This is a genomic window from Solibacillus sp. NPDC093137 (assembly GCF_050280445.1).
Taxonomy (GTDB): Bacteria; Bacillota; Bacilli; order Bacillales_A; family Planococcaceae; genus Solibacillus; species Solibacillus isronensis_B.
The window spans coordinates 1,068,221-1,091,389 of record NZ_JBNNVH010000001.1; the positions used below are offsets into that span (position 1 = coordinate 1,068,221).

Genomic DNA, 23,169 nt, shown 5'->3' on the forward strand with positions numbered 1-23,169 from the left:
AAATTAACTTTTCATACTAAAGCTAAACTGTAAAGGATGTGCTTTTGTGAAAGATACGAAATTTGCGGAACTGGATATGAATAAACTCGATGCAATTAAACAACTGGAGCAAAAATTAAATGTAACACTGATTGCGTATGAGCTCTCCCCGGCTCATCAAGCCCATCATGAGGACGCCCCAATAGTGATCAATCCTTCCTAACATGCAAAAGCCTTCGCATAATTTGCGAAAGGCTTTTTTTAAAGTTGACTGCTTGCGCTGCAACTACACTTGCTTTCCTTTTATTTGCTCAAGAACAGCTTGGAATGACTGACGCTCACCTGCTTCCCTAAACTCTCTAAATGGATTGCCTATGCTCTCTAAACGCTTTATTACATTTGGAATTGTGAAAAAATCGGGCGTTAATTTTTCGTTTACTTCTTCCCATAACAACGGTGTGGCGATTAGTCCTTTATCATTGCCGCGTGCTGAATATGGTGCGATAATCGTTTTTCCTTCCCTATGCTGGACATAATCCAAATACAGCCTTTTCCCTCTGTTTTTCTTCATTCGTTCGACTGTAAAGGAATCAGGATATTGCTGTGCCAGGAATCTGCATATGAACTCCGTAAATACACCCGTTTCTTCATAGGAGAACTTGCTAGGCGGCAATGGGATATAAATTTGCATACCTTTTCCGCCTGACGTTTTAACAAAGCTTGTCAGTTCAAAATAATCCATTATCGTTTTGAACTTCAGTGCAGCATCTACTGCCAATCCAAAGTCATCAACGGACGGTGGATCCAAATCAAATACAATTTCAGTCGGCTGCTTAGAAGTGACCGGCTGAAATGGAATATGCAATTCCAATGCGAGCTGATTGCCCAACCACAAAAGTGATTCAATATTGTTACATAAAATGAAATGGGTATCGTCTACTAACTGCGTCGTAATATAATCCGGCAAATTTTCGGTATAGTTTTTCTGGTAAAAGCTTTCTCCTGGAACTCCGTGAGGATAACGGATGACCGTCAATAACCGGTCCTGCAGAAAAGGCAGCATTATCGGCGCAACTGTCTGCAAATAATACAAATAATCATCCTTCGTAATATTGCTTGCAGGAAAAACCGGTTTATCCGGATTTGTGACTGTTACATTTTCCGGAATCGGGTTTAATTGTCTTTGCATTTGTTGCCAGTTACAATCTGAAACTTCCAGATGATGCTGGAAAGAATGAAAGCGCGGTTCTCTCAATTTACTGCCGTCAAAATCAATACAAGCAACGGTTACGCAAATTGAAGGAGGAATTTCAAATATACTTTTCGTCACCAGCGTACCATTTGTTTTAAAAAATGCGACCAATGTTTTGCTTTCTTCTTCAGATAAACCATGCTTAAACGACACAATCTCCATAAGCTTATCTTCTTTATATATTGCACCATTTAAGAAACCGTTTGACTGATCAAATTTTGTAAGAATGACATTTACGTGCTTCCAGTTTTTTATTTTCAGCCAGCTTTTTGTTCTCGTATCTTCCAGCCATTTGCTGTTGCGCTTCTTTGCGATAATCCCTTCCCCATTATAGGTCTTTACTTTTTGCCAAAGTAAATGCGGATTTTCAAATACATCGATCATTTGGAGTCTTCTTGAATCGCTATATTGAACAGTTCCAGGTAAATTGAGACGTTCAAAAAAGTCGGATAGTAATTGTTTTCTTGTTGTTAACCGGCTATTTCCCTTATCTTTCCCTTTTAATTTCAGCAAATCAAACACAATATAATGGCATGGAAATGTATTTGCGTTCGATTCAATATTTTTTAGGTTGGTCATTTTGCCCCGCTTTTGCACAAACGAGAATTTACTTTGAAAATCGTTTAGTAAGTAAACGACTTCCCCGTCAAAGGTAAGCGGTAAATAAGCTTCGATTTTGTCATAAATACTTTCACAGTAACGAATAATTTCAGGGAATTTTTCATTTAAAACGTTTCCATTTCGGCTTTTCAGTAATGGTGATTGATTACCTTTTTCCCAAATTAAAACAGAACGATAACCGTCATATTTAGTTTCATATAACCAATCATCACCTAACGGAATTTCAGGTGCATCGGTTAATAACATTGGTTTCACATATTGGCCAACTTTCGTTTTTCAATTATCCTTTGTTTTTTTTCGCAGACAATACATAAATTAAATTTTTAGTCCCATAGTAAGGAAAAATGAGGTGACAACATGCATACTGTCTGGAAAGGTAGTATTAGTTTTGGCTTAGTGAATATTCCGGTAAAACTTCATGCGGCAACTGAAAATAAAGACGTCAAACTTCGGCAGCTCCATAAGGAATGTCATACACCAATCAGCTACAAAAAGGTTTGTGAAGGGTGTCAGGCAGAAGTGAAAGATGAAGATATCGTAAAGGCGTACGAGTATACAAAGAACAAATTCGTTGTTTTGGATGAAGAGGACTTGGAAAATTTGCGAAAAGAAAATGAGGATAAATCAGTAGAGATTATAGATTTTGTGAAGCTTGAAGAAATCGACCCGATTTATTTTGAAAAAACGTACTATTTATCCCCTGATAATACAGGTGGAAAAGCGTATGTACTGTTACGTAAAACGTTGGAGGAATCTGGTAAAATTGGGGTGGCTAAAATTACGATTCGGTCTAAAGAGCAATTGGCCATTGTCCGTGTCTACAAAAATACGCTTGTTATGGAAATCATTCATTTCCCGGATGAAGTGCGAGATGTCGGAGATGTACCGAATATACCGAGTGTCGAAGCAGTCGTTCAAAAGGAACTAGATACGGCCCTTATGCTTGTTGAACAATTGACAACCGAGTTCGATCCGACCAAATACACAGATGATTACCGGACAGCACTTATGCAGCTGATAGAGGAAAAGAAAGCGGAAAGTACAGTTGTGGCAAACGAAAGACGACCGTTGCCTGATAATGTGACCGATTTAATGTCCGCATTACAAGCTTCACTCGATAAAACGAAGAAGCCGAAAACGAGAAAACGTACAACAACCACAAGGACGAAGAAAAATGCTTAGAATAAAGCCCATTTCCAACAAAGAAATGGGCTTTATATATATTCTATTTTACAGCAGCAGTTTCCAACAGCCCTTCAATCGCCTTTTCGATATCCAAGAAGGAAGCATCCGGCTCAAAACGTTGGATGACACGGCCGTTACGGTCTACTAGGAACTTTGTGAAATTCCAGCGAATATTGCGGCCGATTAAGTAATCCGGATAATTCGTTTGAATTGTATTGTATAAATGTTTTTGCTGCATTGTCTCACGAACAAATTCCGGACAATCAACTTCGTGTTTTAAATAGTTGAATAGTGGATGAGTTTCATTACCATTCACTTCGATTTTATCAAACACTGGATATGTAACACCGAACTGAAGCTTGCACTGTCTTGCAGACGTTTCCCCGTCTTCCGGATTCTGTTCGCCAAATTGGTTGCATGGAAATGAAAGTACTGTGAACCCTTTATCTGCATAGCGTTCATATAACTTTTGCATGTCTTCATATTGGAATGTAAATCCGCAATTGCTTGCCGTATTCACAACCAACATTACTTGATTACGATAAGTTTCCATTGAAAGAATCTCACCATTTGTTTTTTTCACTAAATAATTATAAATGCTCATTAAGTCATTCTCCCTACAATATATAGTATAAAACTATCATATTATAAAAATCACTAAAGTACAAAATTACTAACCCGAAAGTTATAAAAAGATTGCGATTGTCTTCATTATTTAAAAATGAGCAAAATTAAAGGCGCATAAGATTCACGAGGAATCATGCGCCAAATCATTCGATGGCTAACCGACCATCACTAAAAGTATCACCGCTTAAATCTACTTTTATACATAATAATTTAAAAATAAATTGGTTTTTCCATTGTTCCAGAGTAAATTACACACAGCGGGGTATTCATATGAGTAGCACGGGAAAGATAACGTTGTATGAAAGGAGCGAATAAAACATGCCAAGAAAACTGGTAGCTGCAATAAAAGAGCATGCACTTCCCTTTAACGAAAAAAGTTTAAATCAAATCGTTAAATCGATTGGAAATGCCAAAATTGTGATGATCGGTGAAGCTTCACATGGTACTTCGGAGTTCTACACAGTCCGCGCCGAGCTAACGAAACTGCTGATTAATCAAAAAGGATTCAATATTATTGCGGTAGAAGGAGATTGGCCGTCTGCACAGGCAGTGAACCGCTATGTAAAAGGTTATGAAGAGGATGATGTAAATGCCGCTGCAATTTTGAAGGAATCTTTTAATCGATGGCCGCAATGGATGTGGGCAAATGAAGAAGTAGAACAATTTGTAGAATGGCTAAAGGATAAAAATAATACTTTGAGCACTAAAGTCGGGTTTTATGGGATTGATTTATACAGTCTCTTTGAATCGATGGATGAAGTGATACAATTTTTATCTGAAAACCCTAAGTACAAAGCCGATTTTGAGCACGCAAAGAAGGCATTTTCCTGCTTTGAACCTTACAACAGAATGCCCGAACATTATGCCCTTTCCACTGCTCAATTTACGGATGAATGTGTCCGTGAAGTAACAGATTTGCTGAAATCACTGCGAAATAACAAGGAACAGTACTCGAATAAACATGAGGAAGATTTAAATGTCATGATGAATGCGCTTGTCGCGAAAAATGCTGAAACGTATTACCGCGAAATGATGCAGGATGCAATCTCATGGAATACACGTGATTCACATATGGTGGAAGTGATCAATGAATTATTGAAGTATCACGGTGATGATGCAAAAATCATTATTTGGGAACATAATACACATATCGGAGATGCATCCGCCACAAGCATGAAAGAAGATCAGATGATCAACGTCGGTCAACTTATTCGTGAACAATATGGAATGGACAATACTTTTGCGATCGGCTTCGGGACGTATGAAGGTACGGTCATCGCTGCTGACAGCTGGGGAGATCCTTTGCAAATAATCCAAGTTCCCTCTTCCAAACTCAACACATGGGAAGGACAGCTCCACGCAGCTGGCGGACAAGATAAAATACTGATTTTTACTGATGAGAATCGGAAATTATTCAATGATCGGATTGGCCATCGAGCAATTGGTGTTGTCTATCACCCTGAATATGAAGCATATGGGAATTATGTTCCGTCAAACGTTGGTTCAAGGTACGATGCCTTTATTTATATTGAACAGACAAAAGCATTAAAGCCATTATAAAGTAAGCCTACGTTTATCGTATGGCTTGCTATTTTAGGTTCAAATATCTAATTATGTTTTCTTCTTATTTATCTAAAGTCACCAGTGAACTTGAAGTTTATTACCATTGGGATCATAAAAGTGGAAAAAGGCATGACCATTATCTTCTTTTATCTCCTCTACCTTAACTTTATTTTCAATTAAGTGTTGATAAAATTTGAATAGTTCAGGACTGGTAAAGCCAATACTGAATTCTTGTTTATTATCGATTGTAAAATGTGAAAATGTTTCATCTTCAGTAGGAACTAAAATCAGTAAGAACGATCCTTCATTTATTTTTAAAATTGCTCTTTCCTGAGTATTGTTTAGTATATGGAACCCTAATACATCTCTATACCATTGTGCAGATAATTCCAGATGTTTTACAGGTATTCGAATATAGTGTACTTGTTCAATAAATGATTTACTCAAAGCAAGTTCTCCCCTTTATTTTATCGGCTACATAAAAGAGTTCCATTTCTACTTGCATTTTCCCTTCCGATTATTAAATTAACTAGTCTTTTAATTCCGTATATAACCACTATTCACTTCCATTTTATTCTATAATAGCAAATATACTCATCTCTATAAAACAGGAGGAACTTATGATTAACGAAGCGACACTGAACCAAGCAACTGCAGCAGCTCAACTTGCTTTACTCCTTTGGCCAGGCAATGATTTACATGAATTCGTACAGAACATGGAAGACGTTATTACCAATCCGAACAGTACCGTTTTCTTAGCATTTGATGATGGAAAAGCGATTGGATTTGCACAATGTCAGCTCCGGTTTGATTATGTGGAAGGAACACATTCTAGTCCGGTTGGTTATTTGGAAGGCTTATATGTCGATGAGTCCTACCGCAGACTGCATTTTGCGCAAGATTTAGTGCAAGCGTGTGAACAGTGGGCTAAAACAAAAGGATGCACAGAGTTTGCAAGCGACTGTGAATTGTCTAATGTAGATAGTTTTAATGTTCACCTTAAACTAGGCTTTACAGAGGCAAATCGCATTATATGCTTTACAAAAAAACTATAAAGGGAGCAATTAATTGTGGAGTTTAAAAGAATAGTAGCAGCTGATTTAGCAACATGCGCAGCAACATTTAGAAAAGTATTTAATGCTGAGCCATGGAATGATAACTGGAATGATGATAGTGCATTTCAGTATTTATCCGATTACTACCATACTCCGAACTTTCTAGGCGTAATTGCTATTGAACATGGTGAACTGCTTGGCTTTATAATGGGTGTGCAGCGGAAATGGTATAGTGGCGATGAATATTTCATCCATGAAATGTGCGTCGATCAGACATTGCAAAATAAAGGTATTGGTAAAGCGATGCTGAACTATTTAGAAATCCAGCTGAAAGAGAAATCAGTAGAATCGATGACACTGCTCACAAACCGAAATATACCGGCTGAACAATTTTATAAAAATAATGGTTTTGAAGAAATTGAACGACTCGTCTTTTTATACAAGGAGATAAAATAGTACGTTTCCATTTAAAAATTGGCTTACCTATTCGGGTAAGCCAATTCGATAAAAATCAGATTAATTTTCAAGCGCTATTTTAATATGAGCGAAATGATGCTCCTCATGCCATGCCAATTTTGCAACTTTTGCGGCAACTGTGACCGGCCCGTTTGTTTCATGGGTAAATTCCCGCTTCAACTGGTCTTCAGTTAAATGTTGCCCTAACGAAACGATGCGCTCGTTAATACCTTCAAGCATTTTAATCGAGCTTTCTACAGGTAAGTCATTGTCTGGCAAAACTGCCCACTTTTCTTCATTAAACCCCGGTACTGTCGGATTATCGTCCGTTAGCGCCAGCTTCAGTCGCTGATACATGTTCAGCTGTGAATCGGCAATATGGTGTACAAGCTGACGAACATTCCATGCACCTTCACGGTAAGTTTTATTTAACTGCTCTTCATTTAATGAATCGACAACTTCTCTTAAACGTGTCGTAAATGATTCCGTTTGTTGTAACCATTCCTTTACATTGTCAAGTGTCACTTGTTCAGGTATTTGCAATGGACCAATTGGAAATCTTACATCCATGTTAAAACGCCACCTTTATCGATTTACTCATTAGTGTTTAATTTTGTCGTCTTCAAATAACATTGTCCCATTCTCTTTTAAATTGTTATGGAATGAGAATGCTTTTTCAAGGATATGCGGTGTTTGGCCGCCTACTTTTTCTTTTGCCTCTTCGAAATAAGCACGTAACTGTTCTTTATATTTCGGGTGTGCAATTTCAATCAATTTCTCTGCTCGCTTCACTGGTGGAAGTCCACGAAGGTCCGCATAGCCTTGCTCCGTTACGATGACATCTACATCGTGTTCTGTATGGTCGATATGTGAAACGAACGGAACGATTGTTGAAATAGCCCCGTTTTTCGCTAATGAAGATGTTACGAAAATTGTAATGCGCGCATTACGTGCAAAGTCACCAGAACCGCCAATACCGTTCATAATCTTTGTGCCGTTAACATGTGTTGAGTTGACGTTACCGTAAATGTCGACTTCAATTGCTGTGTTAAACGAAATAACACCTAAGCGACGAATTACTTCCGGGTTATTCGAAATTTCCTGTGGTCGGAACATAATTTTATCTTTGTACTTTTCCAAGTCTTCCGCTAGTGAGTCCACGCGCTTTTTGGAAAGCGAGAATGCTGTACCTGCCGCGAATTTAACGATACCCGCATCAATCAGGTCAAACACACCATCCTGCAGTACTTCCGAGAATACTTCAAGATCTTTAAATTGAGACTTTTGCATGCCGTTTAATACGGCATTTGCTACCGAACCAACACCTGATTGAAGCGGTGCTAATGATTCAGGTAAATTCCCTACTTCCACTTCATTTGCCAGGAATGCTAATAAATTATCGGCAATTTTCTGTGTTTCCTCGTTTGGCTCGAATAATGGTGAAGGGATATCAGGCTGCTCCGATAAAACAATTCCTTTTACTTTTGCAGGGTCTACTTTAATTCCGATTTCACCAATTCGATCCCCTGTGTTATAGATAGGAATTTCTTTACGCTCACCTTGTGCTTTCTGAACATAAATATCATGAAGCCCTTCATATGCTTTTGGGGCAGTTGTATTAATTTCGATAATGACATTTTCAGCTTTTTCTACAAAGATCGGTGAGTTCCCTACAGAACCTGTTGGAATTACTAGGCCGTCTTCTGTAATTGCTGCTGCTTCAATGATTGCATAGTCAATTTTACCAAGGGAACCTTTACGAACTTCTTCCGCTGTATGTGATAAATGCTGATCAATATAGAAAATTTCTCCGTTATTGATTTTACCGCGCATAATTGCATTTCCTTGATAAGGTACACGTAAGTTGATGATTCCTGCTTCTGCCATTGATTGGTCAGCAGTTGGCCCTAATGATGCACCAGTATAAAGATTTACTTTGAAATTTTCTTGCTCTCCTCGTTTAGAAAGTGCAAGCGGAAATTCTTTTGGCTCTCCGAAAAGCGTAAAACCACTCATACCCAGATTCATGCCGTCTTCAATCCAAGACGCAGCTTCCTCCGCTGATACAACTTTGTTTAAAAACGCTTCATTTCTGATGAATTGACTTAAATCTTTTCCCATTAACAATCACCCCAAAATAGTATTTTTAGTTCGTTGTTACGATGAATTTCTGTAAATCCATATAGCCAATTAAAAAATCCGTTACACCTTATTTTTTAATCGCCTTATCTACATTGTAATGAGAGATTCGTCTTTCGTCCATTAGATACTTCCTATAATTTTGATAGAAAAAAACTATAGTATATAAAAAAGCGGATTTAGGGAGTTTTCTTTCACTTAAAAACCTGCTTTTTCGCAACATTAATCTATTGACAAAACGCTGATCCCGGACCTTTCACGCTTTATCTTACGCTCAAAGTTCCTATTTTTGTGTTAATATTGTCATATAAAATCATTTCATAAAAAAACACCTCTTCTTTAAGAAAAGAGATGCCAATAATATTAAAACTGTCTCATCCATTCCAGGAAGTTTGCAATGACGCCATCTAAAAATGCGATTGTCACTTCATCTGTCAGCTGTCCTTGCGCATCGATTTTTTCATGAACGGCCCCAATATACACTTCATTACCAGGTAAAACCGGTGAATTTAAGCCGATTGCAAATAAAATATCGCGTAAATGCATTTGAGCTTTGACAGAACCTAACATTCCCATTGATGACCCCATGATTATAGATGGTTTGCCGTTCATTACCTTGTCCACACGGCTTAGCCAGTCAATTGCATTTCCCAAAACACCGGGTATTGTGGCGTTGTATTCAGGTGTTATCCAAAGAACTGCATCTGCTTCTTTTACTTTTGCCTTAAAATTACGTACAGCTTCGGGAGCTTCCAATTCGATATCCTGGTTGTACATTGGTAGAGGTGCAAGGTCGAGAATTTCCAAGTTGAATTGATCTGCATAACGGCCCTGAATATATTTTGCGATTTTTAGATTATATGATTCTTTGCGGATACTTCCTACAATTGCTACAACTTTCATATAGAAAAAAACCTCCATTATTATAGATTTAATCGATAGTCTTGCTTCGGCCTTAACCTTAAATGGGCAATGATTTTAGTTTGCGACTTCCGTTTATAGATATACCCAACATCCTAAAGTGACGAAACCAAATAAAAAACACGTAAAAGTTTATCAAAAAACTTTTGCGTGTTGCTGGTTTTTATTTACTTAATGATGGGCATGATCAATTGCCTGATGAAGCAAGTTGATAACATGGTCATCTGCGCTTGTATAGTACAATGTCGTCCCTTCACGCCTGAACTTTACTAAACGCAAGTTCTTCAAAAAACGCAATTGGTGGGAAACCGCCGACTGATTTAAATCAAGCTTTTCCGCAATGTCATTTACCGAATGTTCTTCACAGCATAACATGTTTAAAATACGGATACGTGTTGGATCGCTTAACGCTTTGAACGTTTGCGAAACGACAAACAATGTTTCTTCATCCAATTCATGTTGGGTTCTTTTTTCCATTGTCATACGATTAAACACTCTTTTCTCCTATACGCCAGGCGTAATTGATTAATGATGATGATGGTGGTGATGCTGATGGCTTATATCCTGCTTTGCTGTACAATAAACCGAACGATCATGCTGATGCGTATTTGTCTCTACCTGAATCGTCACATGCTGAATATTTTGATGAAGTAAATCATGTTCGACTTTATCTAAAAGTTGCTCGCTTTCTTTAATCGTCAAGTTGTCATTTACAACAACGTGGCAAGACAAGGCATTTAATCCGCTCGTGATCGTCCAGATGTGCAAGTCATGAAGCGCTGTTATTTCATCATACTTTTCAATCGTTTGAATAATTTCTTCGACAGTTACATCCTGAGGTGTACCTTCCATTAAGATATGCAATGAAGCTTTCGTTAAATGATATCCGCTACGTAACACAAGTGCAGCTACAAAAACGCTGGCTAATGGATCCGCCCATCCCCAATCAAAAAACAGGATAAGTAAAGCGGCAACAATGGCACCGATTGAACCGATCATATCGCTGATTACGTGTAAGTACGCGCCTCTCATATTTAAATTATCTTTCGTATCTGCCCCGCGCATCATAATCCACGCAACTAAAATATTAACCGCCAATCCGATACTGCTGATGATGAGCATTCCGGTTGAAGCAACTTCAGGAGGATTCATAAAACGCCCAATGGCTTCGTAAAAAATAAACAGGGCAATTACAATTAATGTCAGGCCATTCAGTGTGGCCGCTAAAATTTCGATACGTTTGTAGCCAAATGTTTTACTGGCATTTGCTACTTTTTGCGCAAAAATAATAGCCATTAATGCAATTCCAAGTGATACGGCGTCACTTAACATATGCCCTGCATCAGACAGCAGTGCCAGACTGTTCGTCAGCACCCCACCAATCGCTTCGACAATCATAAAACCGGTAATAATTAAAAAGGATATGAAAAGGACTTTCTTGTTCGTACTATGTGAATGATGGTGATGATGGTGCTCTCCCATTTATAACGCCCCCATTTTTCTTTTATATATGAACATATACTCATATATTAACATATTACGAATTCAGAAAATTGTCAATTACATACGCCCGTATATGACGAGCATCACTCATAAAAGTAGTTGTGACTAAACAGGTTTTACCGAAAATCAGCAATTAAGTATTTAAAAACGCTCGGGTTTATTCCAAGTGAATAACTGCCGACTTTACCTCTCATGTTCTCAATTTCGTATAAGTTATAGTTTAGTTGCAAGGAGCAACTAAACTATCTTCTGTACATGAGGTGAATCTGGTCCGCAATATAGGCCGCAGTAAAATGCCCGCCTCCTTTCAACCACCAAGAAATCACACCAACAATGGAAGCTGCTTTTATATGGCTGTCAACAAGAGAATTCGATGTAACCCGGTCACTGTTCAGCCTTCTTGTATCAATTAATTGCTTCATCAATTGAAATAGCACTTTCTCAAATTGTTCAAACTGGAAAAGTAATCGTAAAGCATGTTTTTGTGAAGCCAAATAATTGAGCAGCTCAACTAAATGTTCCTTTTCATTTAACAAATGAATATGGTTTAAATCCTTTATTTTTTCTGTTACTTCATTAAAAATCTCCTTTGTTAAATCATCCAGCAAATGATTAATATCTTCATAGTGCAAATAAAATGTTGTACGATTTAACGTAGCTTGCTTTGTTACTTTTTGTACAGATAACTGGTTGAGCATAACCCCTTCGTTTAAAAGTTTAAATACCGCTCTCTTCAACATTTCTTTCGTACGAATTGTACGAGGATCCATTTTCTTCATTCCTGTCTATTAAACACTACTATATCTACATATTTTACTGATTTGTCGATTAGTCTACAGTTCGTGATTTATTGTTTATAGTCAAATGCTTGTTTTACTTGTTATGATACTTATTAGACGGATTGTCTATAAAGTTATCGTAGCGTAAGGAGTTTTAAAATGCAAAATGATTTATCTGAACAAACAAGAAAAATATTGCTGATTGTCATGATCGCTGGCTGTTTCTTCTCCACTTTAAATCAGACGTTACTCAATGTTGCTTTAAGTGATTTAATGACCACCTTTTCAGTTGCGCCTACGACAATCCAATGGCTGGCAACCGGATTTATGCTCGTGAACGGAATTTTAGTTCCAATTACTGCTTTTTTAATGAAGCGATTTTCAACACGTCAACTGTTTATTAGTGCAATGCTATTTTTATTAGCTGGTTCTGTTGTCGCAGCATGTGCCATGAACTTCAGCATGCTTTTAACAGGGCGTATGATTCAGGCTGTAGGTGCCGGCATTATTTTACCTTTAATGATGACCGTAATCGTCTACTTGTTCCCTGAAGAAAGACGGGGCGCGATTATGGGACGAGTGGGATTTGCAATTATATTTGCACCTGCCATTGCTCCGACGCTTGCCGGATTTATTATTGATTATTTATCATGGCGCTGGCTGTTTATCAGTTTAATTCCTTTCATCGTTATTATTATTGGCTTAGCGTATAAATACTTGATGAATGTAAATGAAGGCGCAAAATCAAAAATCGACTTGATCAGCTTACTTTACTCAACTTTCGGCTTTGGTTTCTTGTTGTTCGGCTTTAGTAGTGCCGGAAGTCGCGGATGGGATGATGGGGTTATTTTAACAACGATTGGTGCGGGATTGATCATTATCTTTCTGTTTTGCCAACGTCAACTGTCTTCACAGGATCCTTTACTGAATTTATCGGTATTCCGTTATAAAATGTATTCCATGACGACAATTATTAATGTCGCAATTACGATCATCATGTATGCAGACTTGATTTTACTTCCGATGTATTTACAGGATGGGCGAGGATTTTCCGCATTGGATGCAGGGTTGCTGCTGCTTCCCGGTGCGATTATTAATGCACTATTGTCACCAGTTACAGGAAAACTTTTTGATAAATATGGTGCGAAACCATTATTTATTTTCGGGTTACTATTAATCGCGATTTCAATGTGGCTTGTTATTGACCTATCTTCAACAACTACGTATGTATATATTTTAGTACGTACTATTATTTTGCGGATCGGGTTAGCGTTCATTACAATGCCTTTAAATACAGCTGCGCTTAATGCGATTCCAAGAGAACTGGCATCACACGGGTCTGCAGTGAATAATACAATTAGGCAACTCGCAGGGGCAATCGGAACAGCTGTTATCGTAACTGTATATTCTCTGCAGTTAACTGACTCTTCCGTACGGGCAAATGAAAGTTATGCAAATGCGGCAAGCTCAACGTATTTCTATATGTTCATATTAACGATCATCGCCTTTATCATCGTACTTTTCGTTCCAAAGCATAAAAGAAAAATACCAACTCAATAAGCAAACTAAAAACTGGTGAACCTCCGCAATTGGGGTTCACCAGTTTTTTTACCAATTTCGCGCTTCATTGGCTACGTACAGTCCGATTGTTTTATTTTGCTTCCAAACATTATTCCAACGTTTTAACGGTACTGATGCTTCCCCTGCAAATGGTGCGATTTCGACCGTCATCGCAGGGCGGTCTTTTACTTTTGTAAAGTAATCTTCAGATGCTGCAATCGGTTCATTTTTTTTGGTTACAGGCATCAATTTATAACCGGTAATGTTTGATACCCCTTTTACCAACTTTTTCGTTCGGCTGAATTTTGATTTCGCTTGGCTCCAATATATAATCTGACCGGAAGAATGATAAGAGACATACGCTAAATGATTGCCGCGATCGATTAGTCGTTTAATTGCGAGCGCTTCCGGTTCTGTATTTGGCGCTTTACCTTTATATTCTTTGAAGGAAGGTTTTGTCTTTTTAATTAAATGCCAGTTTACATTAAATTGACGGTTCAAATCGACACCGTTAATGTTTGCTTTCCAACGATTGAAATTGGTGCTGTTATTGTTCATCGCTTTCAGTTTTGTTATCGATGTTTTTACTTTGCCGCCTTGTGCAAGTGTTACTCCGTCCGGATTCACCATTGGCACAAATACGATGCTCACTTCACTTAATATTTTCTTTACATCGTATTTTTCGATTTTCGTTCCGTTTACATAAGCCTTAACATACGAATCAATCATTTCCATCAAAACATTTGTCGTCATATGTTCACGTCCGTGAAAAGACGCATCCATTAATACTTCCTTTTTACCCGTCCCAACTTTCAATGAATATAAAGGTCGTCCCTCAACCGATTTTCCGATTTCCTGCAATTTCGTCAGTGACGGATACATTGCTGAAACAAGCTTTAGCTTTGCTGCCATTTCGTCATAGGGAATTGTTTTCGCACCATCGACTAATTGGATATAATGAACATCGGTTAAAGGAATGTAAGCTGATTTAGAAGAATATTTAATTACTCCAGACTTCCCTTTTATCGCCTGCAGTAATAGCTTGTCTCCTTTTGCTACAGTTTTGATGAACTTGCCCTGTTCATCAATTAATTCCGTATTTTTCTTCACAATTACTTGCACAGGGTTTTTGCCAAGCCCGATTGTGTCTGAAGTTGCTTTGGCAGAACTCGCATTGAAACTGAAAATCGCTGCAACTACTAGACTTAACAACAATAATTTCTTCATCTCATGCCTCCTTTTATGTATATCAAAACTTTTCATCTATACCCATTACTTTACACTAAAAAACAGCCTGTAAGAAATGACTTCTTACAGGCTGCTCGTATTAATTGTCTTTTACATCTTTACGATTTTTCTTCAGCATTTTTGATAATACTTCATATACAATCGGTACGATGATCAATGTTAATAATGTTGATGATAATAAACCACCAATTACTGTTACAGCTAAGTCTTGAGAAATCAGACCGCCGCCAGCTCCACCGAATGCCATTGGTAACATAGCACCAATTGTTGCAATCGCCGTCATTAAGATCGGACGTAAACGAGTTGCTCCGGCTTCCAGTATCGCTTCACGCATGTTCATACCTTCATGTTCCATACGGATAATACGGTCAACAAGTACGATTGCGTTTGTGACTACGATACCGATTAACATCAGTAATCCCATCATAACTGAAACTGAAATTGTAAGACCTGTTGCGAATAATCCAATCCATGAACCGATAACAGTAAATGGTAATGAGAATAAAATCGCAAATGGTGCTAAACCTTCACCGAATGTTACTACCAATATGAAGTAAACAATTGCAATCGCTGCAATCATCGCAACACCTAGTTGAGTAAATGTTTCAGTCATATCTGCTGCAACACCACCTACACCAGTCGTAACGCCTTTCGGTAAATCTAAATCAGCAATTTTTTCATCTGCTGCAGATGTTGCTTTTGAAATATCTTTGTCTGTAATCGTTGCCGATACTGTCGCAAAGTATTCACCTTTTTGACGAGATAATGAATTTAAAGTTGTGCCTTCTTCAAGTTCAACAATGTCACCAATTGTCATTGTCTGACCAGTTGCCGTTTGAATCGGTGTTTCCAATAATTCATCAATATCCGCTGCCGCAGATTTTGCTTCACGTTGAACAACTACATTAATATCAGCGCCGTCACTTTCAACAGTTGTCAGTACTTCTTTTGCTGTATTTGTTTGTAAAGCCATTAAAATTTGGGCAGTAGTCAGGCCGTATTGTAATACATTTTCCTGATCTACTTTAATTACATTTTCTACATACGGTGCTGAAGCATTTGATTCAACTTCATCAAGTCCTTTAATGTCCACTAGAACATCTTCAACTTGAGCAACTGCTTCGTTTAACTTATCTAAATCTTCACTGTATAGTGTATAGCTAACTTCATTCGATGACATACCCATCGCGAAGTTTTGTGTTTTCCATTCGCCTGATTGGCCAACATTAAAGATATAGTCTTCTACTTCTTTTTTCGCTTTCGGGAAATCATCCATGTCCGGATCGAAAATCGCATAGATTAAACCACCGCCTGCACCGCCGCCAGTCATCATTGCAGCAGCATCAGTAGAAGTTTCTGTGTTCACCGATAATTGTAAAACATCGATATCTTTACGCTTCAGTAATTCCTGTTCTACTTCTTCAATATTTTCCAGTGTTTTATCCATTAATTCGCCAGTACCTGGTGTGTATGTTAAGTACATCACTTTCTCTTCTTGAGAGCCCATGAAACTAAAGCCGATTAATGGTGTTAACGCTAGTGAACCTACTAATAGAACTACCGCAATAATCGATGAAATCCATTTATGGTTTAATGTTTTTTCCAAGAAATTACGGTATGTTACTGCAAGCTTACCAACTTCTTTATGCTGACTTTCAGACTTTTCACCGTAAATTTTCTTACGGAATAATGTATGTGAAAGTGCTGGTACGATTGTAACCGCTACGATTAATGATGCGATTAATGCAAATGACATTGTTAATGCGAATGGTACGAATAATTCCCCTACCATACCGCCTACAAATACAAGTGGTGCGAATACAGCAATTGTAACTAATGTTGAAGACATGATCGGCTTGAACATTTCAATTGTTGCTTCACGAATTAACGCACGGCCTTGTAATTTCTCTTCTTTCAAGTGCATACGACGATAAATATTCTCTACTACTACAATCGAGTCATCAATTACCCGTCCGATCGCAACAGTAATCGCTCCAAGCGTCATAATATTCAATGTAATATCCAACCAATGCAATGCCATTAATGCCATGAATACTGACACCGGAATGGAGATGATTGAGATGATTGTTGATTTAAAGTCACGTAGGAATAATAGGATAATCAATACCGCGATTAAACCACCAAACACCGCTTTTTCAACCATTGTAAAGACAGAATCTTCAATTGGTTTCCCTTGGTCTAAAGAAATATCGATTTTAAGACCAGAAATGGCTTCCTGCTCTTCTTCAATTAAATCTTTTACTGCATTTGCTACAGTAACCGTATTGGCATCCTGACCTTTTACGATTTGGATTGCAATCGCATCTTTACCATTCGTTCGAGATACAGACTGCACTTTACCTACTTTTTCGATTTCAGCAATATCCCCTAGTTTCACGAAAGGAACCGGGTTGGTTTCAGAAGGCGTAACAGGAATCAGCATTTCTTTTAACTGCTCTTCTGTTTTGAACTTGCCGTCAACTGCAACAGCTTGCTCGCCATCTTCAAACTCGTATAATCCTAACGAGACTGCAAGGTCACTTGCCTGAATCATTTGCTTAACAGAGTCTTCTGTTAGACCTAATTGTGCCATCTTTTCTTCATCATATGTGAAGGCAACTTCTTCAAGATGTTGACCTGTAACTGTCGCAGATGCAACACCGTCAATTTTATTTAGTTTCGGCAAAATTATTTTCTCTACTGTCGACGTCAGTTCAACAATATCTTCATCCGAACTACTTACTGATAATGCAATGACAGGCATCATGTTCATACTGATTGCCATGATTGAAGGTTCTTGTGCACCTTCAGGAAGCTCAATATTATCTAAAGCAGCTTCTAACTGACGTTTCTTTTCATCCATATCCACGCCATATTCATATTCCACTTGAACTTGTGAAACATTTGATGAAGATGTAGAATATACAGCCTTTACATCTTCCAGACTTTCAACTGCCTTTTCATAAGGAATTGAAAGATCATCCATTACTTGCTCGGGTGTTGCACCAGGATAAACACCCATCACGATTAAGAACGGGATCGAAATATCTGGAATCGATTCCATTTTCATACGTGTGGATGAATAAATACCGGAAAACACGATTATGATTGTTAGTAACCATACGGCAAGCTTATTTTTCAATACGAAATTTACTAAGCCTTTCACGGTTCCACCTTACCTTTCTTGACTATATGTAACCACCATTCTATAATAATGACTAGTCGGTCACGTGTCAATTGAAAGGGGCTTGAAAATATTATGACAAGAAAACAATTGATCATCGATTCAGCACTACATTTATTTGCCGAAAAAGGGATAGAAGCTACGTCAGTGCAGCAAATTACCGATCATTGCGGCATTTCTAAAGGGGCTTTTTATTTATCATTTAAATCCAAAGACGAGCTCGTTTTTTCTATTATTGAACATTTTATGAACAATATAATTCGCGAAGTTGACCAAGCAGTCAGTGAAGGCCATACACCTTCAGATAAGCTCCATATCTACTTTGTTCATACTATGAAAGTATTGTCACATTATGCTGGATTTGCGGATATTTTGATGAAGGAAAACGTTTCTGCCATCAATAAAGCATTAATTGAACGGATTCATTATTATGTAGAGCTTTCCAATAAAAATTTGGAGAAGCTGTTATTCGAAGTGTTTGGCGAGCAAATCGAAGGAAGACAATACGATTTAGTCGTTATAATAAATGGGATGGTACAATCGTATATGCAGTATATTTTCGATTCATGCCAGCCATTCGATTCGGGGAAATTTGCTGATTCACTTGTTGAGAAGACTACTTTATTAGCAACGAAAAGTAAAATCGCACTGCTTGAACATCCTTCCCAGTTTTACAAACGGATCGAAAATTATTCGATTGACCATATAATGGAGGATTTGTTGTCACTTCAACAACAGACAACGAATAAATTAGAACTCGATTCCATACAGTTATTAATAGAAGAACTGAAAAGCGATAATCCAAGAAATGCGATCATTATGGGTCTTGTCGCCAATTTAGAGAAAAACGAATGCTTTAATTGGATTACATTATATTTGAAAAAGCAGTACAGTTAAAAAGAGAGGGACCCAATATATATGGATCCCTCTCTTTTTAGTTTTCGCTGTTCAGGAAACGGATGATCTCTCTTGCTACGGTTTGAGCATCTTCCACCATCCCGAGATGCCCTGTATTTGTTTTTACTTTTTCCACATTCGGGTTGGATGTCGTAATCGGTGTAACCGCTTTGTCCTGTTCTCCTTCGATTACAAGGATTGGGATCGGTAACGTATCGACAAGATCACGTTGGTTTGGACGTGACTTCATTGCACCAAGTGCCGCAACGAGCCCTTCTTCTTTTGCTTCATAGGCAACTTCTTTTGCGAACAGTACATCTTCCGTTTTTGCATCAGGCGCAAGGAAGTTATGAATAATACCATCAACGAACGATCCAGTTCCATGTTCCTGAATCTCTTCTTGTTGCTTCGTTCTCTTATCGATTGCTTCCGGTGTGTCCGAAGAGTCGGATGAATACAGCAAGACAGCCTTTTCGATTTTAGAATATTGTTTCTCGATTGCGGCCAATGTAATATAACCACCCATCGAATGCCCGATCCAATAAGCCTTTTCAACTTTTTCTGTTACTAATACATCGATAATATCTTCGGCATAGCGATATACTGTATATTCCCCTTCCGGCATTTCGCTTTTTCCGTGCCCTGGCAAATCGATTGCAATTACGTCAAATTGCTTTGTTAATGGCTCCATAATTTTTTCAAATATTGCTGCACTCCCTAAAAATCCATGTACTAATACGACAACTTCCCCTGAACCATTTCGAGTATAATTTAACATTTAACCAGTCCTCCCCTTATTTCATCTCTTATCCTTTTCCGGATTTCTATAATAATAAACAAAAACAGCCATTTTAAACTGAAAATACAAAGAGGTTCCCAAATACGATTTTAGGAACCGGACTAGTTTATAATTAATGTTACCAAACGGCGGTTTGGAAAGGATATACTTCAACTAACGGACCAGATTGCAAAACATGATAGATGGAGGCATACAAGTAATACAGATTTTATTTGTTATCTTAATATGGGTTATAGCGATTATTCTTCTTACAAATGCATGTTTTAAAATGGATAAGGAAGAACGACAGGCTTATGGGCTCATGATTACCTATCTTTAAGCTAACGGGGGTTTTAGTGTAACAAATATTTTAAAACGTGCCGAAACTTCGCTTTGGAAATATTTCGTTATTCTAATAGTGCTATTTAGATTTCGAGTTCAGAAAATTGAAACTTTTATTTATTCATTTCCGTATAACTAATTAGGTCTATAAAATCGATTAATTAAAAATAGGGAGGGGAATTTATGAAAAAAATTCTTTCGATAGCAATGCTTAGTATTGCCTGTGTTTTAAGTCTATTTGGATGTGACCAACAAAATTTATCAAAGAATTCTGATAAAGTTACGAAAGCTGAGGATTTTGAATCTCATTTTTATCAAAGTGATAGGTATACTATATACTTGCATGAGGATGGACTCACAATTGATGGAACTTTTATAAATGATGATAGAAAGAGCATACTTGACAAGGTTGTGGTATCCGAAGAAATGGATAGTCCACATATCCATAAAGAGTTTACTAATGCTAAGGTTGAAGTAAAAGGTGATAAATATATTATTACAGCTGATGACGGTGTTTCATTAGAATTCACTAAATTTATGAACCATATTATCGTTGATTCCGTGGGAATGGAATACATTCGCAAGGCAAAATAACCTAGAACCATTTTTATTCATTACTATACAAAATAACACAAAAAAAAGAGACAAACGTTATTAAATCGACGTTTGTCTCTTTTTTATGGAACATTGTCTACACGGTATTTATGCAATTCTCCTAGACCGTTGATATAAAGGCTTTTATGCTTGGCGGGCTGCCTTAGGAAGAATTAAGCATTTCGGAAGACAAACGGCAAGAACTTATCACTGTTAGATCTACTAACAGATGAACCAGAACTCGTCACAATGTAAGGGTTTTTCAAAGATAACAAGTAAAAGCAATCAACGTATATCTAAAATTGTTGATTGCTTCCATCTTAATCAACCATTCTGGTGTCAGACCAGTTTTCAATTTTTACAATATTGTTAGTTTGATAATCCCGAATTTCTTTTTCTGAAAATCCTAACTCAGTCAAAATTTCCTCTGAATGTTCTCCAAGTTTTGGCGGCGGGGTAAATTTTGTTGAAGGATTTTCTTGTATCTTAATTGGAACACCAGGAACAGGAACTACAATTTCATCGTTTTCTCCCATTTTTAAAGTTTGAATCATTTCTCTGTGTTGTATTTGAGGGTTGTTTAATAACTCTTCCAAATCATTTACTGGACTGCTTGCAATACCTTTTTGTTGTAAAAGTTGAAAAGCTTCTTCCTTTGAATGTTGAACAGTCCATTCAGAAATTGATTTTTCCAACACTTCCCTATTTTTAAATCTCCCCTCTTCCGTGTAAAATGATGAGTTACTTTTACCCCATTCGCTTTTACCTATTAATTCTGATAATTCTACCCACTTTTTATCAGGACAATTTAAATATGAAGATACAAATACATATCCATCTTTCGTAGGGAATGCTTTCGATAATTCAAACCGATCAGTCGTCCCCCATCTTTGACTGGTAATTCCATGTAACTTAGCCTCCGCAACACTGAAGCCTAATAACGAAACCAATCCATCAAGCATACTTATATCAACAAAGCGACCTACTCCTGTTCGTTCCCTATGAAATAGAGCCAACATACTACCTAAGGCTGCTTGCAATCCAGCAATATGATCTGCAATAAAAAAACCTACATATGTTGGAGGTCCATCTGGATGTCCAGTTAATTCTGCTAATCCACTCATTGACTGAATTACTCCATCATAAGCTCCATAATTTTTATAAGGGCCGGTTTTTCCGAATCCAGTAATATGAACCATGCTAATTCTTGGGTTTATAGCTGAAATTGCTTCATAATCAAACCCCAATCTTTTAGGTACTTCAAATCCATAATTTGTTACTAAAACATCAGCTGTTTCAACTAAACGTTGAAAAATCTCCTTGCCCTCTGTAGTTTTCAAGTCAATTGAAATTCCTCTTTTATTTCTATTTTCTGAAGCAAAATATAAACTTATATCATCATGCATCGGAGCTGAAGTTCTTCCTATTTCCCCTTCTGGTCGTTCGACCTTGATTACGTCAGCACCATAATCAGCAAGTATCTGGCTACAGTAAGGTCCTGCAATATAGTGTGTTAAATCTAAAACTCTAATTCCAGATAAAATAGACACAACTAAATTTCACCCCATTTTAATTATTTAAAAAATATTTCTTAAGAGACATTTAAACATCATTCCTCACTTGAGGTATTGGAATAGTAGCAATTGCTCTAACTTGCGAGCTTACAAGTGCATTTCCATTGAGTTCGTTTTTTCTGAAATTTCCCGGTGTAGTCCCCACAATTTTCTTAAATGTCTTTATGAAATGGTAAATATTATTATATCCGACATTATTACTAACCTCTGTTATATCTAAATTAGTTCTAACTAATAGTTGCGTAGCCTGTTCGATTCGTATCTTATTTAAATATAAATTGATCGTCATACCTGTATTTTCCTTAAAAGATTTGCAAATATAATTCTTGCTATGTCCAAGATGCTGTGCAATTTTATCTAAAGAAACTTCGTTCGTATAATTATCATTAATATAGTCTTTAATTTTATCCGTTTCCTTAGATTTTATTTCGTTATTTAACATTTCAATATTTTGATTTCGAACTATATAATATAGTGTGGCATTTAATAGATTTGTTGCAATCTGTAGATACCAAGGAGACAATTCAATTGCTTCTTTAAAAATCAACTCGAGAAATGCCTCTATATTTTCGGATCCAAGACATACATTTGGGACTTGGTTTAATCTTTCTTTAAGCTCGTTATCGAAAACTACATACTTAACTTCCAACATATTTAAAGTTTTCCCATCTACATCTCGTGCTTCAGAAATACCATGGATATCATTAGGTCTAATAAAAAGAAACATACCACGACTAATTGTCACGCATTCTTTTCCTATAATGAAGTCCCCTTCTCCACTAATGACATAGTGAATTTGATAGTAATCATGTGAATGCTCTGCTAGAGAACTTCCTATTGGATATTCACTTTTTGCAAGCCAAAGTATATTTAACATGTTATTTTCCATATGATTAATCACCTTTGAGTTAT

The 23,169-nt window shown here is 37.2% G+C and carries 22 protein-coding genes; 8 read left to right on the plus strand and 14 right to left on the minus strand.

Translation table 11 applies throughout. From position 1 onward, the window contains the following. Positions 1-46 precede the first annotated feature (46 nt). Positions 47-202: a uroporphyrinogen-III decarboxylase gene (locus ACQKN3_RS05465; protein ID WP_251688014.1), complete on the plus strand. Its 156-nt coding sequence runs from the start codon at positions 47-49 to the stop codon at positions 200-202. 63 nt (positions 203-265) lie between these two features. Here the strand turns inward: ACQKN3_RS05465 and ACQKN3_RS05470 are convergent, their stop codons facing one another. Then, positions 266-2,107 carry a DNA ligase D gene (locus ACQKN3_RS05470; protein WP_427709968.1) on the minus strand — a complete coding sequence of 614 codons (1,842 nt, stop codon included), beginning with the start codon at positions 2,105-2,107 and terminating at the stop codon, positions 266-268. 102 nt (positions 2,108-2,209) lie between these two features. On the opposite strand from ACQKN3_RS05470, the gene ACQKN3_RS05475 reads away from it, so the two are divergent. Next, positions 2,210-3,034: a Ku protein gene (locus ACQKN3_RS05475; RefSeq protein ID WP_427709970.1), complete on the plus strand. Its 825-nt coding sequence runs from the start codon at positions 2,210-2,212 to the stop codon at positions 3,032-3,034. 43 nt (positions 3,035-3,077) lie between these two features. Here ACQKN3_RS05475 and ACQKN3_RS05480 read toward each other — a convergent pair whose 3' ends face one another. After that, a complete protein-coding gene (locus tag ACQKN3_RS05480) occupies positions 3,078-3,641 on the minus strand; it encodes a glutathione peroxidase (protein ID WP_251688020.1) in 564 nt (187 codons plus the stop codon). Positions 3,642-3,982: 341 nt separating this feature from the next. Between ACQKN3_RS05480 and ACQKN3_RS05485 the strand changes: the two genes are divergently transcribed. Further along, positions 3,983-5,224 (plus strand): erythromycin esterase family protein, encoded by a 1,242-nt coding sequence (locus ACQKN3_RS05485; RefSeq protein WP_427709973.1) that lies wholly within the window; start codon positions 3,983-3,985, stop codon positions 5,222-5,224. Between the two features lie 78 nt (positions 5,225-5,302). On the opposite strand, the gene ACQKN3_RS05490 is transcribed toward ACQKN3_RS05485, so the two are convergent. Next, positions 5,303-5,674 carry a VOC family protein gene (locus ACQKN3_RS05490; protein WP_427709975.1) on the minus strand — a complete coding sequence of 124 codons (372 nt, stop codon included), beginning with the start codon at positions 5,672-5,674 and terminating at the stop codon, positions 5,303-5,305. A 173-nt stretch (positions 5,675-5,847) separates the two neighbouring features. Between ACQKN3_RS05490 and aac(6') the strand changes: the two genes are divergently transcribed. Beyond that, positions 5,848-6,282, plus strand: a complete 435-nt coding sequence (gene aac(6') / locus ACQKN3_RS05495) for an aminoglycoside 6'-N-acetyltransferase (RefSeq protein WP_251688026.1) — start codon at positions 5,848-5,850, stop codon at positions 6,280-6,282. A gap of 15 nt (positions 6,283-6,297) precedes the next feature. Continuing rightward, positions 6,298-6,738: a GNAT family N-acetyltransferase gene (locus tag ACQKN3_RS05500; RefSeq protein WP_427709977.1), complete on the plus strand. Its 441-nt coding sequence runs from the start codon at positions 6,298-6,300 to the stop codon at positions 6,736-6,738. A gap of 60 nt (positions 6,739-6,798) precedes the next feature. On the opposite strand, the gene ACQKN3_RS05505 is transcribed toward ACQKN3_RS05500, so the two are convergent. The 6 genes from ACQKN3_RS05505 to ACQKN3_RS05530 all read right to left on the minus strand — a co-directional run bounded on the left by ACQKN3_RS05505 (position 6,799) and on the right by ACQKN3_RS05530 (position 12,080). Continuing rightward, positions 6,799-7,308, minus strand: a complete 510-nt coding sequence (locus tag ACQKN3_RS05505) for a YfiT family bacillithiol transferase (protein WP_427709979.1) — start codon at positions 7,306-7,308, stop codon at positions 6,799-6,801. A 30-nt stretch (positions 7,309-7,338) separates the two neighbouring features. Further along, complete coding sequence (locus ACQKN3_RS05510) at positions 7,339-8,859, minus strand: succinate CoA transferase (protein WP_251688032.1); 1,521 nt, start codon at positions 8,857-8,859, stop codon at positions 7,339-7,341. 381 nt (positions 8,860-9,240) lie between these two features. Next, the gene (locus ACQKN3_RS05515) at positions 9,241-9,780 is read right to left on the minus strand and encodes an NADPH-dependent FMN reductase (RefSeq protein WP_427709982.1); all 540 of its coding nucleotides are present in this window, start codon (positions 9,778-9,780) and stop codon (positions 9,241-9,243) included. A gap of 189 nt (positions 9,781-9,969) precedes the next feature. Next, entirely contained in the window at positions 9,970-10,281 is a 312-nt protein-coding gene (locus tag ACQKN3_RS05520) for an ArsR/SmtB family transcription factor (protein WP_079528762.1), read from the minus strand. Positions 10,282-10,323: 42 nt separating this feature from the next. Continuing rightward, a complete protein-coding gene (locus tag ACQKN3_RS05525; protein WP_427709984.1) occupies positions 10,324-11,280 on the minus strand; it encodes a cation diffusion facilitator family transporter in 957 nt (318 codons plus the stop codon). Positions 11,281-11,543: 263 nt separating this feature from the next. Then, positions 11,544-12,080 carry a TetR/AcrR family transcriptional regulator gene (locus ACQKN3_RS05530; protein ID WP_427709986.1) on the minus strand — a complete coding sequence of 179 codons (537 nt, stop codon included), beginning with the start codon at positions 12,078-12,080 and terminating at the stop codon, positions 11,544-11,546. Positions 12,081-12,239: 159 nt separating this feature from the next. On the opposite strand from ACQKN3_RS05530, the gene ACQKN3_RS05535 reads away from it, so the two are divergent. After that, on the plus strand, positions 12,240-13,640 hold the full coding sequence (locus tag ACQKN3_RS05535) for an MDR family MFS transporter (RefSeq protein WP_251688040.1): 1,401 nt from the start codon (positions 12,240-12,242) through the stop codon (positions 13,638-13,640). A gap of 48 nt (positions 13,641-13,688) precedes the next feature. On the opposite strand, the gene ACQKN3_RS05540 is transcribed toward ACQKN3_RS05535, so the two are convergent. After that, on the minus strand, positions 13,689-14,867 hold the full coding sequence (locus tag ACQKN3_RS05540; protein WP_427709988.1) for a M14 family zinc carboxypeptidase: 1,179 nt from the start codon (positions 14,865-14,867) through the stop codon (positions 13,689-13,691). Positions 14,868-14,967: 100 nt separating this feature from the next. Continuing rightward, positions 14,968-18,054 (minus strand): efflux RND transporter permease subunit, encoded by a 3,087-nt coding sequence (locus tag ACQKN3_RS05545; protein WP_427709990.1) that lies wholly within the window; start codon positions 18,052-18,054, stop codon positions 14,968-14,970. A gap of 93 nt (positions 18,055-18,147) precedes the next feature. Between ACQKN3_RS05545 and ACQKN3_RS05550 the strand changes: the two genes are divergently transcribed. Beyond that, positions 18,148-18,969 carry a TetR/AcrR family transcriptional regulator gene (locus tag ACQKN3_RS05550; protein WP_251688046.1) on the plus strand — a complete coding sequence of 274 codons (822 nt, stop codon included), beginning with the start codon at positions 18,148-18,150 and terminating at the stop codon, positions 18,967-18,969. Between the two features lie 37 nt (positions 18,970-19,006). Here the strand turns inward: ACQKN3_RS05550 and ACQKN3_RS05555 are convergent, their stop codons facing one another. Then, entirely contained in the window at positions 19,007-19,747 is a 741-nt protein-coding gene (locus ACQKN3_RS05555; protein ID WP_251688048.1) for an alpha/beta fold hydrolase, read from the minus strand. 525 nt (positions 19,748-20,272) lie between these two features. On the opposite strand from ACQKN3_RS05555, the gene ACQKN3_RS05560 reads away from it, so the two are divergent. Continuing rightward, positions 20,273-20,683, plus strand: a complete 411-nt coding sequence (locus tag ACQKN3_RS05560) for a protein-disulfide isomerase (RefSeq protein WP_427709993.1) — start codon at positions 20,273-20,275, stop codon at positions 20,681-20,683. Between the two features lie 320 nt (positions 20,684-21,003). Here the strand turns inward: ACQKN3_RS05560 and ACQKN3_RS05565 are convergent, their stop codons facing one another. Next, complete coding sequence (locus ACQKN3_RS05565; protein WP_427709995.1) at positions 21,004-22,233, minus strand: CaiB/BaiF CoA transferase family protein; 1,230 nt, start codon at positions 22,231-22,233, stop codon at positions 21,004-21,006. Between the two features lie 52 nt (positions 22,234-22,285). Further along, positions 22,286-23,146 (minus strand): AraC family transcriptional regulator, encoded by an 861-nt coding sequence (locus ACQKN3_RS05570; RefSeq protein ID WP_427709997.1) that lies wholly within the window; start codon positions 23,144-23,146, stop codon positions 22,286-22,288. Between the last annotated feature and the right edge of the window lie 23 nt (positions 23,147-23,169).